14 protein-coding genes and 1 pseudogene are annotated in these 15,883 nt (G+C 66.8%); 3 read left to right on the top strand and 12 right to left on the bottom strand.

The window, feature by feature from the left end; all coding sequences use genetic code 11:
• Nucleotides 1-48: 48 nt before the first annotated feature.
• From ACNJ7K_RS00660 to ACNJ7K_RS00645, 4 genes are read right to left on the bottom strand one after another with little or no spacing between them, the layout of a single operon-like run.
• Nucleotides 49-1,071 carry a hypothetical protein gene (locus tag ACNJ7K_RS00660; RefSeq protein WP_487040991.1) on the bottom strand — a complete coding sequence of 341 codons (1,023 nt, stop codon included), beginning with the start codon at nucleotides 1,069-1,071 and terminating at the stop codon, nucleotides 49-51.
• The gene (locus ACNJ7K_RS00655; RefSeq protein WP_487040990.1) at nucleotides 1,068-2,291 is read right to left on the bottom strand and encodes a sensor histidine kinase; all 1,224 of its coding nucleotides are present in this window, start codon (nucleotides 2,289-2,291) and stop codon (nucleotides 1,068-1,070) included. The genes ACNJ7K_RS00660 and ACNJ7K_RS00655 overlap by 4 nt, the downstream gene beginning before the upstream one ends.
• Nucleotides 2,275-2,952, bottom strand: a complete 678-nt coding sequence (locus ACNJ7K_RS00650) for a LuxR C-terminal-related transcriptional regulator (protein ID WP_487040989.1) — start codon at nucleotides 2,950-2,952, stop codon at nucleotides 2,275-2,277. The genes ACNJ7K_RS00655 and ACNJ7K_RS00650 overlap by 17 nt, the downstream gene beginning before the upstream one ends.
• A 43-nt stretch (nucleotides 2,953-2,995) precedes the next feature.
• Nucleotides 2,996-5,422: an ATP-dependent DNA ligase gene (locus tag ACNJ7K_RS00645; protein ID WP_487040988.1), complete on the bottom strand. Its 2,427-nt coding sequence runs from the start codon at nucleotides 5,420-5,422 to the stop codon at nucleotides 2,996-2,998.
• 124 nt (nucleotides 5,423-5,546) lie between these two features.
• Here ACNJ7K_RS00645 and ACNJ7K_RS00640 point away from each other — a divergent pair, with 124 nt between their 5' ends.
• Complete coding sequence (locus tag ACNJ7K_RS00640; protein WP_033096756.1) at nucleotides 5,547-5,876, top strand: hypothetical protein; 330 nt, start codon at nucleotides 5,547-5,549, stop codon at nucleotides 5,874-5,876.
• A 427-nt stretch (nucleotides 5,877-6,303) separates the two neighbouring features.
• Here the strand turns inward: ACNJ7K_RS00640 and ACNJ7K_RS00635 are convergent.
• The 3 genes and pseudogenes from ACNJ7K_RS00635 to ACNJ7K_RS00625 form a co-directional block, all read right to left on the bottom strand.
• A pseudogene (locus ACNJ7K_RS00635) lies at nucleotides 6,304-6,441 on the bottom strand (helix-turn-helix domain-containing protein); the annotation flags it as partial.
• 424 nt (nucleotides 6,442-6,865) lie between these two features.
• Nucleotides 6,866-7,066 (bottom strand): cold-shock protein, encoded by a 201-nt coding sequence (locus ACNJ7K_RS00630; RefSeq protein ID WP_019289879.1) that lies wholly within the window; start codon nucleotides 7,064-7,066, stop codon nucleotides 6,866-6,868.
• Between the two features lie 314 nt (nucleotides 7,067-7,380).
• Complete coding sequence (locus tag ACNJ7K_RS00625; RefSeq protein ID WP_487040987.1) at nucleotides 7,381-9,183, bottom strand: glycoside hydrolase family 15 protein; 1,803 nt, start codon at nucleotides 9,181-9,183, stop codon at nucleotides 7,381-7,383.
• 162 nt (nucleotides 9,184-9,345) lie between these two features.
• On the opposite strand from ACNJ7K_RS00625, the gene ACNJ7K_RS00620 reads away from it, so the two are divergent.
• The gene (locus tag ACNJ7K_RS00620; RefSeq protein WP_487040986.1) at nucleotides 9,346-10,755 is read left to right on the top strand and encodes an MFS transporter; all 1,410 of its coding nucleotides are present in this window, start codon (nucleotides 9,346-9,348) and stop codon (nucleotides 10,753-10,755) included.
• A gap of 80 nt (nucleotides 10,756-10,835) precedes the next feature.
• Here the strand turns inward: ACNJ7K_RS00620 and ACNJ7K_RS00615 are convergent, their stop codons facing one another.
• The 3 genes from ACNJ7K_RS00615 to ACNJ7K_RS00605 form a co-directional block, all read right to left on the bottom strand.
• A complete protein-coding gene (locus ACNJ7K_RS00615) occupies nucleotides 10,836-11,042 on the bottom strand; it encodes a hypothetical protein (RefSeq protein WP_487040985.1) in 207 nt (68 codons plus the stop codon).
• 74 nt (nucleotides 11,043-11,116) lie between these two features.
• A complete protein-coding gene (locus tag ACNJ7K_RS00610) occupies nucleotides 11,117-11,404 on the bottom strand; it encodes an SHOCT domain-containing protein (protein ID WP_026061819.1) in 288 nt (95 codons plus the stop codon).
• 32 nt (nucleotides 11,405-11,436) lie between these two features.
• Nucleotides 11,437-11,886: a DUF6325 family protein gene (locus ACNJ7K_RS00605; RefSeq protein ID WP_487040984.1), complete on the bottom strand. Its 450-nt coding sequence runs from the start codon at nucleotides 11,884-11,886 to the stop codon at nucleotides 11,437-11,439.
• A 196-nt stretch (nucleotides 11,887-12,082) separates the two neighbouring features.
• Between ACNJ7K_RS00605 and ACNJ7K_RS00600 the strand changes: the two genes are divergently transcribed.
• The gene (locus ACNJ7K_RS00600) at nucleotides 12,083-13,474 is read left to right on the top strand and encodes a hypothetical protein (protein WP_487040983.1); all 1,392 of its coding nucleotides are present in this window, start codon (nucleotides 12,083-12,085) and stop codon (nucleotides 13,472-13,474) included.
• 51 nt (nucleotides 13,475-13,525) lie between these two features.
• Here ACNJ7K_RS00600 and ACNJ7K_RS00595 read toward each other — a convergent pair whose 3' ends face one another.
• Complete coding sequence (locus ACNJ7K_RS00595; protein WP_120281602.1) at nucleotides 13,526-14,356, bottom strand: class II glutamine amidotransferase; 831 nt, start codon at nucleotides 14,354-14,356, stop codon at nucleotides 13,526-13,528.
• A gap of 60 nt (nucleotides 14,357-14,416) precedes the next feature.
• Nucleotides 14,417-15,739 carry a diacylglycerol kinase family protein gene (locus ACNJ7K_RS00590; RefSeq protein WP_160873819.1) on the bottom strand — a complete coding sequence of 441 codons (1,323 nt, stop codon included), beginning with the start codon at nucleotides 15,737-15,739 and terminating at the stop codon, nucleotides 14,417-14,419.
• Nucleotides 15,740-15,883 lie beyond the last annotated feature (144 nt).

Genomic DNA, 15,883 nt, shown 5'->3' with positions numbered 1-15,883 from the left:
CAGACAGATTTTTCTCTGCCCAAGAAAATATGGGCATCGGTGTTTCGCCTAATTACCGGTGCGCCGGCCGTCGTGCCCGATCTCGATTCGGCGCACATCCTCGCCCTTCACAAGCATCGTCACCATCGCCACGCGGGCCGGCGGCAACACACGCACGGTCACCGACCCTTCGCTCACCGAATCGAGCGCGTCCACCACCTCCCGGTAGACGGCGCGCCGGACCTCGGGAGATGCCGAGTCCATGGCGTGGTCGTCGAGCATGACGATCTCGACGCCGCGCCGGCGGGCCGCAGCGGCGGCCCGGTCGACCTCGGGTACCTGGAGTACGGGCGCACGCAGACCGTCGCGCAGTCGTGCCTCGACGAGTCCGCACTCGATCCGTTCGTTCTCGTCGAGGGGTTCGCCCGAGACGATCCGCTTGAGCAACGGCCGCGCCGACGCATCGAGGCTGCCGAGACGAGCGTCGCGTTCCTCCAGGGCCGCGGCAGCTGCGGACTCCGCTGCGATCCGCTGCATCGACCGGGCGCGCAGCAGGTAGATCGACCGCGCGAGGGGGCGGATCGTGTAGGCGCAGACGGTGCCCATGAGCACCGGTCCGGCACTCGTGATCGTCAGGCCGAGCCCGTAGCCCATCCCGGGGCCCGTGAGATGCGACCACAGCGCGGCGACGACGAGCATGAGGAGCATCCCGCACCAGGCGAACGCCGTGCGTCCCCGCACGCACATGAACACGAGGATCGTCGTGGACATCCCGAACGGCCACAGCTCGATGGGGTGCGGTGCCGGATCGGCGGGCACCACCCACAGCACCGACGCCGACGCGATCGCGCCCGAGAACGTCATCGCCAGTGCGGGTCGCACCGGTAGTGGGTCCCCCTCGACCACGACGAGCGCGTAGGCGGCGGCCACACACACGATCACGGCGATCGCAACGGGCCAGCGGACCTCGGCACGGGGCGCGGTGTTCAGGGCGAGCACCACGCAGGTCACCGCGTACATGACGGCGAAGGCCCGCGCGGGCCGGCTGTGCATCCGCAGCAGATCGGAGACGGTCGAGTTCGCAGTGTTCATACGGCCGGATCCCGCCAGTACAACAACACCCGGGTCCCGGCCCCCGGCGCGGACTGCACGACCGCCCGTCCACCGGACAGTCGGCGCATACGTCCGCGGATGCTCACTTCGAGACCGAGCCGGTGCGGGTCGACGGCGTCGGGTTCGAAACCTCTGCCGTCGTCCACGACCTGCACGGAGATCCATCTCGGTGCCACGTCGACCTCGACCGTGCGGGACACGTCCTCACCCGCGTGCCGCACGCTGTTGCGTACCGCCTCGGCGAGGGCAGCGGCGGTCGCGCGCGCGGGTTCGGGTGGGAACGCAACGTCGCCGGATCCCGGGGCGACACGGCCGGTGAAGACGACGTCCTCGTCGGCCTCGGTCGCCGCCGATCGGAGCCGCGCCACGACCGCGGCGGCGTCGAGCGCCGACTCCCGATCGGTGCCGCGCCGCAACTCGTCGAGTTCGGCGACCGCTCGTTCGGCCTGCTCGACGAGCGACTCCCGGGGTGCGTTGCGTGACGCCGCCAGCAGGGTCGACATCACGCGGTCGTGGACCAGGGCATCGAACCGTGCGCGCTCGGCGTTCCGTGCCTCCGCTGCGGCCGCGGCGGCCGCCGTGGCCTGGGTGGCAGCGATGGTCTCGTCGAGGGTGCGGCCGGTGCCGAGGCCCACCACCGCAGCCGCGAGGAAGACCGTGCAGAAGACGAACGCGAACGCCAGGTCGGGTGCCAGGAAGTATCCGAATGGGGCGTCGCGGACGAGGTGATTCGCGCACTGCGCGAGCAGAACCGCGAGGATCATGTGGACGAACGCCCGCCGGGGTCTCCACGCGACCGCCGCCGCGAGCGACGCGAGGCCGGGAAAGGCGGTGAACCACAACGACTGGTCCTGCGGGATCTGCGTCCCGTTCCACGCCACGAACCACAATGCGACCATCACGGCGTAGGCGAGCGCATTGACGGTTGCGGTCCGCTGCATCCACACCGTGCCGCGGAACGAGGCGAAGCCGAGCGCGACCCCGGATCCGAACATGAGGACGGCCGCGGTGGGAGTCCACCACCACTCGACGAGTGCCGACGCCTCGAGGATCTCCGGCACGAGCAACGCGAAGTAGCAGAGATATCCGATCGCGACGAATCGCGCGAACATCCGGAGAAGTCGGTCGGCAGCCGCCGTGCTGCGATCGTGCGACTTCTCCCCGGCGCCCGCGGCCGGCTCGTCAGCGACGGCGGACATCCGACCGTTCGGGCATCGGCAGCCATCCGTCCTCGACGGCACGTTTGTACAGATCCGTCTTCGTGGGCGCGGGACGACCTGCCTCCGCGTACTTCTGGCGGATTCGCTGCAGGTAGTCGTTGACGGTCTGCGGAGCGAGGCCTGTCAGCCGGGCGACCCGGTCGAGCTTCTCCCCCGACGCATACAGTTCGAGCACTTCGAGCTGCCGTGGACTCAGACCGACGTCGTCGAGTTCGGGATCACCGTCGATCGCCGCGGCCCATTCGGTGCTGGCGACCTGCCCTCCCGCGGCGGCCACGCGGATCGCCTCGATCACCACGGCCGCGGGCTCGGATTTCCGCACCACCCCGAGCACACCGGCGCGGGCGGCCGAACGCAGCAGATACGGATTCTCGGCGCCGGTGAAGACCAGGGTCTCGAGGCCCGCCGCGCGCAGCTGCTCGACGTTGCTCTTCGGGGAGGATCCGTCGGACAGGCGCAGGTCGAGAACGGCGAGGTCGAGGTCGGTGACCTGCTCGAGCAGACCCGAGACGGTGGGGGCGGTACCCACGAGCTCGAGATCGGGTTGATCGGCGAGCATCGCTGCGAACCCGAGCGCGACCGACTCGTGATCCTCGACCAAACCGACCCGACGGACGACGCCACGCGAGCCCTCGGCCATTGATGCCTCCCCTAATGCCCGATCACCCGACTTCGGACGAACGTTAGCAGTCAGTGCCTGTTTCCTCTTCTCGCACCACGCTCGACGCGTCCATGTCGTCGCGCAGACCACGCCAGCTCGCGTGCCGCACCCGGTCTCCTTCCGTCCATCCCCCGAACCGCACCTCCCCCACGAGTTCGGGCCGCAACCACACCGCATCGCGGCGTTCGGCGGCCGGCACCTCGTTCGCGAACGGGTTCGTGCGGCTCGTGTGCCCTTTCACAGCCTTCGCCACCGACAGGAGCGTCTCGTCGTCGAAACCGGTGCCGACCTTGCCGACGTACACGAACTCACCGTCGTCGTCGTAGACGCCGAGCAGCAGGGAGCCGAAGGTCGAGGCACGGTTGCCGTTGCCACGGCGGTATCCGCCGAGCACGACGGTCTGGGTGAGCCAGTTCTTCGACTTGATCCATCCGGCGCCGCGCTTGCCCGGCAGATACACGGAGTCCCGGCGCTTGGCGACCACGCCCTCCCAGTTCTTCGCGCGGCTGCGCTCGAGAGCCTTCGAGCCGTCACCCGGGAGCAGATCCGGGACGATCAGTCCGTCCGTGGCAGCGGCGAGCGCCTCGAGGACCCGTCGGCGATCGTCGTAGGTCTTGCGCAGCAGCGACACCCCGTCGAGATACAGCACGTCGAACACGCGGTACTCGTAGTTCACGCCGCGCTGCAGCATCGAGAAGCTCGTCACCCCGGAGCGGTCGACGGCGACGATCTCCCCGTCGAGCACCGCCCGGTGACCGTCGAGGATCGTCGCGAGTTCGACGAGCTTCCGGTAGTCGCCGGTGACATCGCGACCGGATCGGCTGCGGAGCCTGACGGTGCCGTCCTCGATCTCCGCGATGGCGCGGTATCCGTCCCATTTGCCTTCGAACGCCCAGTCTTCGGCGTCGAGACCCGAGACGTCACCGGGGGTTGCGAGCATGGGCGCGAGATCGCGCGGGAGGGCCTTGGACCCCGACGATCCGACGAGGGAGGCCGGATCGGCATCGGACGACTCGGTGCTCGGCGACGACTGGTCCTTCATGCGGTGCGCCAGCCACTGGTTCTTCTCGGTGCGGATCAGCGCGTACCGTCCCTCGACCCTGTCGCCGTGGAACCGCACGATCACCTCGTCGTCCCGCCACTTCTCGGTCTCGTAGGTGCCGGTGTCCCACACGGTCATGCTGCCGGCGCCGTATTCGCCCTTCGGGATCGTCCCGTGGAAGGTCAGGTACTCGATCGGGTGGTCCTCGGTCCGTACCGCGAGATTGTTGCGCCCCGAGGTGTCCGGCAGGTTCTTCGGTACGGCCCACGAGGCCAGCACACCGTCGCGTTCGAGCCGCAGGTCGTAGTGCAGGCGACGTGCGTGGTGCTCCTGGATGACGAACCTGTTGCCGGGACCGTCCTCGGGGACGCGGTCGGGTACCGGTTCCGGGGTGCGCGACGCGTCGCGCTTGCCGCGGTAGGTGTCCAGAGCATCTCCGCCGGACCCGGTCTTGTCTCCGGACCCGGTCTTGTCTCCGGACCCGGTCTTGTCTCCGGACCCGGTCTTGTCTCCGGACCCGGTCTTGTCTCCGGACACAGCCTTGCCGAGGGGCGGGTCGAGACCGGCGAGCAGGTCCCCGAACTCGTCGATGCGGGCGAGGACCTCCCGGAACTGCAGTTGCGCGAGGTCGGGGTCGTCGAGCTCGTCCCAGCTGCGCGGCGCCGCCACCCACGGCTCGTCGCGACCGCGCAGCGAGTACGGCGCGACCGTCGTCTTGGAACTGTTGTTCTGGCTCCAGTCGACGAAGACCTTGCCCTCGCGCGCCGACTTCGCCATCGTTGCGGTCACCAGGTCGGGAAGGATGGTCTCGAGATTGCGTGCGACCTGCTTCGCGACCTTCGACGCCCCCGACGACGACAGCATCCGATCGAGCGGGACGTACAGGTGGATGCCCTTGCTGCCGCTGGTGACCGGATAGGCCGTCCATCCGAGTTCGGCGACCGTGTCGCGGACGTGGCGGGCGACCTCCGCGCACTCGGCCAGGCCCACGCCGGGGCCCGGGTCGAGGTCGAAGACGATGCGGGTCGCGGGCCCGGCCTTCTCTCCGTCGAAACGCCACTGGTGCACGTGGAGTTCGAGGGCGGCCTGTTGCCCGAGCCAGACGAGCCCGGCGGCGGAATCGAACAGCGGGTAGGTGACCCGGCGGTCCTTGTGGTGCAGGGTGCGACGGTCGATCCAGGCCGGTGCGTGGTCGGGGAGGTTCTTCTCGAAGAAGGACTGTTCGCCGACACCGTTCGGCCACCGGTTGCGGGTCGCGGCCCGGCCGGCGATGTGCGGAAGCATCGCCTCGGCGACGGCTTCGTAGTACTCGACCACCTCACCCTTCGTCGTCCCGGTGCTCGGATACAGCACCTTGTCGAGGTTGGTCAGGGTGATGCGGTGACCGTCGATCGTCCGGGTCGGCATATCTCGAATTCTGCCAATTCGGACGCGTTCGGGTGCGGTGTCGAAGGGTGACGATCGGGACTGCACGTCCGGGAACGCCGAGCTTCGAAAGGAGGTAGGTTCGGAGAGTCGGTCTGACGCGGCGATGAACTATTTCCCCGACGGCGAGCATCGCCGGCAACTCCTCGCTGCGCTCCGCGCTTCCGAACCCGGTGTCGAGGAGTTGTGGCTCCGCCACTTCGCGCTCGGCGGCGAGGTGGGGAAGATGGAGATCGAGGCGTATCTCGACGGCCTGCTTCCCCTCTCCCGTGTGCAACACGATCTGATCACCCATGCGATCAACGAACGCCTCGACGAGATCGCCCCACCCCGTGCACCCTATGCAGCCGAACTCCCCGCGTCCCTCCCCGAAGTGGACGACGGCGACGACGATCCCGGCGAATCACGAGGAACGGGGCCGGATTCCGACCGCTGAAGTGATGACGCCCGCGCGCCGAACGACCTGCGGCGCGCCGAAACCCTGCCGCCCGAGCAGGGGGAAATGGGCGACAGGGTCCGGCATCGCCTGAGTGGCCTACCTCTGATCCACCCGGCGGCGGTGACCGTCCGTGCAGGGGGTGACAGGCGATCACCGATGTCCCGAGCATACGCCGAATTATCCTCACCGGGACCGATTGTGAGCACTCGGAGTACCGCCGACGGGGCAGGTCGACAGATCCGACCCCTGCGTCGGAAGTCTCGCGCCCCGCCGGCAGCGTCCACAGCGAACACATCGTTCGCTTCCGGTGCAGTCTATTCGTTTTTGCAGGATCGGCAGTAGTTCGATCGGACCACAGCGCGTCCGACCGGGTCACGCGAGGGGATCTTCCGTAGACGGACCGGTACTGCATCGCGAACCGCCCGGGCGACGAGAAACCCCACCGCGCCGCGATCGACGCGACCGTCTCACGCTGCGGGTCGGCGGTCTGCAACTCCCGATGAGCCCGCTCGAGCCGCACCGACCGAAGGTATCGCGTGGGCGTCGTATGGAGGTGGCGCACGAAGTCGTACTGCAGAGCTCGGGCTCCGACCCCGCAGCAGCCACGATGTCCGCCAACCTGATGGGACGAGCCGCTTCGGACTCGATGAAGGCGACGGCCTTCCGTAGACCGGAAGGCGCGGACGCGGCGTCCAGCACCACTCGGATCTCGGGGTGTTCACCTGCTCGACCCGAAGTGAGCACGTCCCCCGCGAACTGCACCATCGACACGGCAGCGTGACGGGACGCCTGGAGCAACGTCTCTTTCGCCTGCTCGGCATCGAGTCCGTACCGCTCCATCAGCACGCCCGTGGCCCGCTCGATCGCGGCCCGCGAGGCCCACACCTGCTCCTCGGTCGGAGTTGCAGCCGGAATGTGGGCCTCCTCCGCCCACTCGTTCGCCCGTGTGTCCATTACACGATCACACCATCCGAACGTTCCGCATGTCAGCACACCTGCACGTTGACCGCCTGTCGACCGAAGATCCCGTAACCGATCTCGAATCGGACCTGTTGGCCACCTGTCAGGAAGCGGTAGCCGCTCCCATCGATCTGTGAGTAGTGCACCAGGATCTCCGTACCGTCGTCGTCACGGATGAAGCCGTGACCCAGACCGGCGTCGAACCACAACACAACACCGTGTTCCATCTTGTTCCCCTGCCACCGTTCGCAAACTTCCCCGACGGAGCAAGCGACGCGGAAGCGTATCCCCTGCGCTCCCGACAGCCCCTCTGCACCTGTCATTGAAACGTGCTCGGCGGGTCCGGGGAAGCGTCCGCGCCGAATCGGCGACATTCGTACGATTTCTACCGATTTCCCAGTGCATCAATGTGGTTCGTTCGATGGACAGACACCGACGAACACGGGCGCGTATGCGGGACAGCATGTACCCACAGGATACATACAGCACGCACGGTGTGGGTGAATACCCCACGGACACATGGTGTTCTGATGATGTCGGATCAGACGGCCGGTGCTCCGTCGGCCGGATCCACTGCCCGTGCCCGTTCGGCGACGGTGATCGCGCAAGCCGCGCCGACGAGAGTGAGGTGACTGAACGCCTGGGGAAAGTTGCCGACCTGCCTCCCCGCCGGCACGTCGTACTCCTCGGCGAGCAGTCCGAGGTCGTTGGTGAGCCCGAGCAACCGCTCGAACAACGTGCGGGCCTCGTCGACCCGGCCGTTGAGCGCCAACGCGCTCACCAGCCAGAACGAGCAGGCCAGGAACTGTCCTTCGTCCCCGGGAAGCCCGTCGTCGGTATCCGTCGTGGAATATCGGGACACGAAGCCGTCGCGACCGAGTTCGTTCCGGATCGCGTCGATGGTGGAGGTGACCCGGCCGTCGGTCGGGGGCAGGAAGCCGACGAGCGGAATCAGCAGAACGCTGGCGTCGAGTTCCGTGGAGCCGTAGTACTGGGTGAACGTGCCACGGACCGGGTCGTATCCACGTTCGCAGATCTCGTCGTGGATCTCGTCGCGGGTCCGCCTCCACCGGTCGAGAGGTGCGTCGAGCCCGAATCCCTCGGCGAGCCGGACCGCGCGGTCGAAGACGACCCAGGACATGACCTTGGACTGCGTGAAATGGCGCCGGGGGCCGCGTGTTTCCCAGATCCCGTCGTCGGGTTCCTGCCAGATTCCTTCGACGTATTCGATCACGGCCTGCCAGCGGGGCCACATGTGCGGCTCGATCCTACCGAGCGCTTCGGCTCCCTTGTACGCCACGCTGAGGACCTCGCCGTACACGTCGAGCTGGAACTGTTCGGCTGCGGCGTTTCCGACCCGGACGGGCGCCGACCCTTCGTAACCGGGCAGATGTTCCACCTCGAACTCGGTCAGTCGACGCTCTCCCCTGATCCCGTACATGATCTGCACATCGGCCGGATCACCCGTTCCCACCCGGAGCAGGAAGTCACGGAAGGCCAGAGCCTCGCCGGTGTATCCCCCGGCGAGCAGCGCTTCGAGTGCCAACACCGAGTCGCGCAACCAGCAGTAGCGGTAGTCCCAATTGCGTACCCCGCCGAGCGCTTCGGGCAGGGAGGTGGTCGGGGCCGCCACGATCGCACCGGTCGTCTCGTCGGTCATCCCCTCGAGGACGATCAGAGAGCGGATCACCTCGTCGCGATACGCCCCTTTGTAGGTGCACCGGCCGGTCCAGTCGCGCCACCACTCCACGGTGCGTGCAAGCGCGGATTCGGCATCCTCGACGACGGGGGCCGGTTCGAAGGATGGGTACCGGTCCAGAGCGAATCGGTATCGGCCGCTCTCCACGGCGACGAACTCGGATTCGACGGTCCCGGCACGGATCTCCAACGGCACCGTCGTGCACAGGTGGAAGGCGTCCGGGCCGGCCGTCGCGACAGCACCGTCGGCCACCGCCTCGACCCACGGTGTGACCGCCGCATAATCGGGGCGTATCGCCAAGTGCATTCGCATCGGCACACGGCCCCGCAACCCCTCGACGATACGGATCAGCCGAGGTGGACCCGATCCCCGACGAGGCATGAAGTCGATCAGACGGACGGCGCCCTCTGCAGTCTCGAAGTCGGTCTCGAGCACCAGGGTGTCGTCGACATAGCGACGGGTGACCGCCACGGGTTCCGCCGCAGGCGCGACGAGCCAGCGTCCGTGCTCCGGGCCGCCGAGCAGGGCCGCGAAACACGACCCGGAGTCGAACGCGGGCATGCACAGCCAGTCGATCGAGCCGTTCCGGCCGACGAGCGCGGAGGTCTGCAGGTCACCGATGAAGCCGTAGTCCTCGAGAAGCATGACGTTACCTCGCGAGAAGAGGAGTCGAGTTCTTCGATCTTCCTCCGGTCTCGGATATCAGGTCAAGGTCACGGTTTCGACTCGTCTGCGCCACCGTCCACCACCGCGGTGGATCATGACGTTCAGAGTTTCGGCGACGTCCTTCGCGACGGGAAGTACGAGATGACCGAGAATCCGGTGGCGAAACCTTCCGCCCCTATTCGGCGAATGTTGCTCCCACTCGCCCTCGCTCAGTTCATCTGCAGTTTCGCAGGTTCGAACATGAACGTGATGATCAACGACATCAGCGTCGACCTGGACACCACGGTGCAGGGTGTGCAGACCGCGATCACCGTGTTCCTTCTGGTCATGGCAGCTTTCATGATTCCGGGTGGGAAACTGACGGACCGATGGGGTCGCAAGCGGTGTTTCGTCGCCGGACTCGTACTGTACGGCGTGGGCGCCCTCCTGAGCGCGGCAGCACCGGGTCTGGGAATCCTGATCCTGGGCAACTCGATCTTCGAGGGAATCGGCACCGCACTGCTCATCCCGCCCGTATACATCCTCACGACGATGCTCTTCACCGATATGAAGTCCCGGGCACGGGCCTTCGGCGTGATCACCGGCATGGGTGGGATAGGCGCCGCAGCCGGGCCGCTGATCGGTGGATTGATCACTACTGCGATCGACTGGCGGGCCGCCTTCGTCTTCCAGGCACTGATCGTCGCCGCCATCGTCGTTCTGAGCAAAGGACTCGAGGATCCCCTGCCCCCGGATCCGACCACACCCTTCGACGGGATCGGCGCCGTCCTGTCCGCCGCAGGTCTCGTCTGCATCGTCATGGGGATTCTCCAGGCGGACAACGCACTCTCGGTGTCCGCCGGCCTCATCGGCATCGGAATCCTGCTCGTCGTCGGATTCTTCCTGCACGTACGACGCTTCGAACGGGCCGGCAGAGTGCCACTCCTCTCGACCGACCTGTTCCGTAATCGCACATCGAATCTCGCGCTCGTCACCCAGAACATCCAGTGGCTGCTGCTGATGGGCGTCGCGTTCGTCGTTTCGGCATTCCTGCAGGTGGTCCGCGGCTACAACGCAATCGAGACGGGCATCATCTTCACCGCCGCTACCGCCGGCATTCTCGGTTCCTCATTGCTGGCGGAACGATTGGCCGCCCGGCATTCACAGCGTGCCCTCATCATGAGCGGCTTCGTCGTCACCCTCGGCGGCATCGTGGTTCTGCTCCTGCTGGTCCGTGCATGGACCAGCGCATGGGCGTTCGCCCCGGGCCTGTTGCTCATCGGCGTCGGACTGGGTGCGATGCTCACTCCGTCCGTGAACGTCGTGCAGTCGGCGTTCCCGGAGGAACAGCAGGGTGAGATCTCCGGCTTGTCGCGGTGCGTGTCCAATCTGGGTTCGTCCCTGGGCACCGCCGTGGCAGGCACCGTCCTCGTCGTCGGCCTCGCCACGCCGGACCGGTCGTATGCGGCCGCGATGATCGTACTGGCGTGCATCGGGCTCGTCGGACTCGTCGCGTCCGCGTTCCTTCCCGCGACCTCGAGTGCCACGCCTTCCGCCTCCGGAGCCCAGTGACGACCATGTCGCGAGGATAGGGCCGGAGACACCCGGAATACGCTCTCTCTCAACAGATACAGTGCTTCACCGTTACGATCTCAGGTCGACGGCGGCCGACGGGTCGACCAGTATTCCGGCTCGACCTCCCCGACGTCGACGTCGTGCCCGAAGAGCTGACGGGCCAGCACACGAGCGCGGTCCTGCACCTCCGTCGAGGTGAGGTCGTCCGCCAGTACCAGCGACAGCCTCGCCACGCAGTCGGTCGGCTCGTCGATCCGGTGTACCGTGCACCTCCAGTCGCTCATGAAGCTCGTTCCTCGACCCGTCGCCGCCGTGTGGGAGCGGTCGTGTCCGCTCGACGCAGAGACCGGACTCGGGCTCAGGATGCGAGAATTCGCGCCTTCTCCCTCTCGAACTCGGCCTCGGTGAGCACACCCTGGGCCTTCAATTCTGCGAGATCCTTCAGCGCGGCGATGCGGTCCGTTCCACCCGGAGGCGGCGCGGGCATGGGTTCGGGTTCGGGTGCGTACTGTGCGGGGCGCCCGTAGACGGCCTGGCCCTGCGATGCCCATCGTTCTCCCTGCCGACGGGAGACGCGGTTGGAGACGGCCGTCGCCGTCCCGGCTACGACTGCGGTGCGAGCCACCCCGCGGAGTAGTCCTGGCATGTCGATCTCCTCGTGTATTTCGTTCGCTCGAGTCACATTTCGACGTCGAGCTTCTCCAGCGAAGCCAGGATGCTCTGGACCGGGATACGCCCGGACGCGACGAGTTCGGCGCCGTTGCGACGCAGTGCCCGCGCCAGCGGAGCAGCCCAGGTGTTCTCGTAGACGAGCACGGCCGCCGAGCAGCCGGGTTCGAGCGCAGCCCCCGCTTCGTCGAAATCGGTGTCGCCGAGCAGGCCCGACGACGCCTCCGCGAACAACGTCACGTCGACTTCTCCTTCGAGCCCGACCTCGGAGATGTCGATCCCGGCGACCGAACCGTCGGTGTCCTTGCGGACGAACGCGAGATCGAGCACCCGGATGATGTCTCGCTCGACGAGGTCGAGCAGCAGCGGTAGAGCAGAACCGTTCGGTGGTCGGTCGGCGGGGAATTCGATGACGAGATAGTCGACCGGGCCCATCTCGTCGATATCCGAATCGGTCACCTGAAGCCTCTTTTCGATGAAAGATCGTTGGCGGAAGCCGGGAGCGGACTTCCGTCGGTGTCGTCGACAACAGATCCCCTGCTGTCGAGTATGACCACTCGAGGTCCACTTCTGAAGGGAACAGGATCCAAATTCCAACCGGAGTTGTCGGCAACAGCGCATAATGGGTCCGGCCCCGAAAGGGGGCGATGCAGGGATGACCACAAACATCGGCACGGGCGGTGAAGGTCCCCGACCCGACCGACTGGACGACGACGAGCGCGCCGAACTCGATCGGTTGCGTGCAGAAGTCGCTGCGCTTCGGGAACGAGCCGCTGTCGGGGTGGAGCCCGTTCCCGAGCCGCGGCCCGCGAGACACGGCTGGCGCTGGGCTGCCGTTGCACTGCTCGCCGTGCTGGTCGCGGTCCTGGCCGTCCTCTCGGTCACCGCACGGTTCGTGCGCAGCGAGATCCTCGACACCGACCGGTACGTGACAACCGTCGCCCCGCTGGGCTCGAACCCCGCCATCCAGACGCAGATCGCGAATTCCGTCACCGACGAGATCTTCACACGCGTCGACGTCGAAGGTCTGACGACCGACGCTCTGGTCGCTCTCACCGACGCCGTTCCGGCCACGGAGAACGCGCCGCGCGTCGACCGCGCCGTCGAGGGACTGGCACCGGTGATCACCGGACAGGCGCGGAACTTCGTCAACGAGACAGTGTTGTCACTGGTGCAGAGCGAGCAGTTCGAGGATCTGTGGATCCAGGCCCACCGCGCCGCCCACGACGCATTGGTCGCGGTGGTGACCGGCAACGTCGGACCGTCGTCGGTGACGGTCGACGATTCGGGCACGGTGAGCATTTCGCTCGGCACGGTGATCGACAACGTGAAGGGCCGTCTCCTCGACCGCGGTTTCACGTTCGCGGAGAAGATCCCGAGTGTCGACAAGCAGTTGGTCCTGTTCCGATCACCGGAACTGGTCCGGGCGCAGCGAGCCGTGAACACTCTCGACAACATGTCGGATGTGCTGCCCTGGATCACCCTCGCCACTGCTGCCGGCGCAGTCGCCGTCGCGCCGCCGGGCCGTCGCCTACGCGCACTCGCCTTGGTCGGCCTCGCACTGGTCGTAGGAATGTTCGTTCTGGCGGTCGCGCTCATCATCGTCCGGTCGTTGTATCTCGACGATGTCCCGCCCGACGTCCTCTCGCCGGAGGCGGCAGCAGCCATCATCGATGCCGTGCTGATGCCGCTGCGGACCAGCCTTCGGGCGGTCGCGGTGCTCGGACTGGTGATCGCTCTCGGTGCCTACCTCACCGGTGGCTCGCCCTCCGCCCGGACCGTTCGGCGTGGGTTCGGCCGCAGCCTCGATGCCGTTCAGCGACTGCGACAGCCACGTTCTCCGAATCCCTTCGAGGAAAACGCTTTCCGCGCCCGCATCGCCATCCGATCGGTCGTCATCGGAGCGGCCGCACTGCTCGTGATGTTCTGGCGTTATCCCACCGGACTCGTGGTCACGCTCATCGTGCTGGGTGCGGTACTGGCACTGCTCGCTCTGGAACTGGTGATCAGGCCCGCCCGCAACCCTGGGAACCAACCGACGACCTGATCGTTGCCGCCCTCGGCGGGAGTGACTCCTGTAGCGGGGAATTCGTCGTGATCACATCGAGCGCACGGGTGAGATCGGCGCGAACGGCCGGAATTCCTGGTCGCTCCCCCGAACGACACCCGCGCTCGACTCGGGAACCTCCAGCCAGGCCCCTTCGAGATCGCGGAGGGGTTCGGATACAACGAAACGGGTGTCGTCCCCCAGCTGGTACAGCACTTCCACTTCGGGATGCTGCGCCCGTATCGCCTTGATGTCGGCCGAGTAGAACAACGAGCGTGTCTTCCGCTCCGTCGAATACCGGAACACCCAGACGCTGCTGCCGTCGGTGGTGGCGATCGTTCCCTGCATGGGATTCTCGATGCCCATGCGTGCTCCGATATCCTCCACGAAACCGACGGCCTTCGCCACGCCGGTGAACGGGTCGTCGGCGAGGCCGAAGGTGAGCGCGAGGTAGAACAGCATCTCGGAATCCGTCGACCCCCGGATCGCGTCGTAGAGGCTCGCATCGACGGCCATCGCCAGGTCCCGTTTCATGAGGTGGAATCCGTGCACCGCCCCGTTGTGCATCCACAACCTGTTCTCGTAGCGGAAGGGATGGCAATTGGTGCGCTGCACCGGAGTTCCCGTCGAGGCGCGGACATGCGCGAACATCAACGGCGTACGGATCTGCGTGGCGAGCTCGCGGAGGTTGCTCTCGTTCCAGGCGGGTTCGATGCACTTGAACAATGCGGGCCTCGGGCCCTCTCCGTACCAGCCGATGCCGAAGCCGTCCCCGTTCGTGGTAGTTGCGCCCATCTTGGAATGCAGGCTCTGGTCGATCAGGGAGTGCACCGGCCGGAACAGGAGGTCGTCCATCAGGACGGGATCACCGGTGTACGCCATCCATCTGCACATCCCTCCATTGAAGTCGTAGGATGCGCCGGAATGTGAGATCCGAAGAGTTCAATTCGGCCACAATATCTTCCGCAACCGAACGGAATCGAGGTGCGGGGGCGGCACACGCGCTCCCGGACGGTTGCGGGGAACACGAACTCGTAGCGCTCCGGTGGAGATCGTGCATCGGACGGGTGTCGACAGCATCACCGACTCACCGTCGACTCCGACCGGAATCTCCGGTACGTCCGCATCGACGACCACTTCTGTGGCGGTGCGCTGCAACAGGCCTCGGTTGTGGGTGCGACGGAACAGGCCGACCGCCTGGCGTGCGTTCGAGACCGAGATCGCGACGACACCGAGCCGGCCGCTGTCCAGGCGGGGCCGTCGGCCCATTCCTGCCAGGTCGTCGAAGGCGTACGGACCGTTGCTGACCAACACCGCCTGAGGTCCCTCGACGGTCTCGGTGTCGATGTGCGCCCGCAGGCCCGGCCTGCCCTGCTCACCGAGCAGATCGGGCAGCATCTGCAGCACCGTCGCTGTCTTGTCGGCACGGTACTGAGGGCTCCGCACCACCTCTGCGTAGACCCCGAAGGACGCATTGTTGACGAACGGCCGCTCGTTGATCCGGCCGAGATCGACGCGCAGCTCGACCCCGTCACGGAGGGCGTCCAGACCCGCAGCGGGATCCTCCCGGTCGAGCCCGAGGTCGAGAGCGAAATGATTCCGGGTTCCGGCGCTGATCACCACGAACGGAAGTCGGTGTTCCGCTGCGACCGCCGCGACGAGGGCCTGTGTTCCGTCGCCACCCGCGACGCCGAGCAGGTCCGCCCCTCGTTCGACGGCCTTCTCCGCCAGTTCGGTGACGTCGAGTTGCTGCGGTCCGCTCAGCAACACCACTTCGGCGCCGAGTTCCTCGGCCTTGCGCTGCAGGTCGTAACGGACGACCTTGCCCCCGCCCGAGCGTGGATTCATCACGAAGAACGGATGGTGCACGGAAACGGCCGGGAATTCCGGCTGCGGATTCACGCGATCGCCTCGTAGGGCGCGGCGTCCGCATGCGACCGCCACGGCGACGAGCAGCACCGACACAACAGCGACCCACAGGTGACCCGACAGTGCGAAGACGACCACCACGACCACCGGCACGAGGACGGTCACGGTCAGAGCCACCGCGCGGACCACCCCCCGGTGGGTGAGGAACCAGTAGGCCCCGGCAACGGCCAGGGCTGCACCGGCCACCGCGACCAGCAGCAGCGCGAGGACACCACGCAGACCGGCTTCGGCGACCGGAAGCACGATCGCGACGATCAGCACCACGACAGCGGTCCACGCCCACCAGCGGGAGTCGGCGGATACCGGGCCCCGGTGCGATTCGTGTTCCTCGGCCATCGACTCGACCTCGCAATCGTTCCTGCGCGCCCGGACAGCCGACCTTGCGGGCCGGACGAACTTCTCGGGTCGAGGACCGACCACCACTTCCGAGCTTGGCACGATCGTGCGCGGGCGAGAGGTGTTTTGCCGGTAGAGAACTCT

It is taken from the genome of Rhodococcus shunpengi, assembly GCF_048381395.1.
Taxonomy (GTDB): Bacteria; Actinomycetota; Actinomycetes; order Mycobacteriales; family Mycobacteriaceae; genus Rhodococcus.
Note: the sequence above shows the minus strand (reverse complement) of the source record. Positions and strands in the feature narration are given on the sequence as shown.